This is a genomic window from Vibrio sp. 1069 (assembly GCF_033340555.1).
This window is the reverse complement of the sequence record NZ_JAWOWP010000304.1, coordinates 1-750: the sequence shown is the minus strand read 5'-3', so window position 1 is coordinate 750 and position 750 is coordinate 1. Positions and strand designations below refer to the sequence as shown.

At 47.1% G+C, this 750-nt stretch carries 1 protein-coding gene; it reads left to right on the top strand.

Translation table 11 applies throughout. The annotated features are described in order from the left end of the window. A partial coding sequence (locus tag R7040_RS26150; protein ID WP_318097533.1) for an Ig-like domain-containing protein occupies nucleotides 1–750 on the top strand: 750 nt, incomplete at both ends.

The following is a 750-nucleotide window of genomic DNA, read 5'->3' as shown; positions in this document are numbered from 1 at the left end:
GTCGACCTCACCCGAGGTATTACTTCGCATGTTTATAACGATGTGGTTGAGATTGTCGACAACGTTGTGAAAGCCAAACATAAAGGAACAGCGTTGGTGACGGCTGCGTCAGATGGTGTGCAAAGCGAGCCAATACAAGTGCAGGTAACCGATGCAATCCTAACAAATATTGAAGTGACAACGAATGCGTCGAGCGTGGCAAAAGGCAACTCGACCCTGCTGTCTGCACAAGGAGTCTATAGCGATGAAAGCCGCGTTGAGTTGACCGAACAGGTTGCTTGGTGGGTTGATAATCAAGATGTCCTACAACTAGAAGGCGATCGCGTTAAAGGTCTTGCGGTAGGGCAGGCAATGATTTACGCCACCAAAGATGCGATCACCAGTGCACCATTGCAAATTCAAGTAACGAATGCGGTATTAGAAAAAATCCATGTTCATCCTAGTGAAATCACTCTAGAGGAAAAGAACGTCCAGCGATTTTATGCCTACGGTGAATATAGCGATGAAACCACTCAGGATGTAACGCATCGAGTGACATGGCGAAGCAGTAATAAAGCGGTTTTAGATTTGATTGCTGGTGGGCTCTCAAATAGTGCTCAGCTTGGTTCGGTCACCATTTCAGCTTCCCTTGGGGAGTTAAAAGGCACCTCTGAGGTCAAGGTTGTTGAGTCGGAAGAAAAAGAGTCTGCCATCTCTATATGCCCACAACCTCGTTCAGGAGAAGGAAGCGTGGAAGCGTGTTTGATGGTA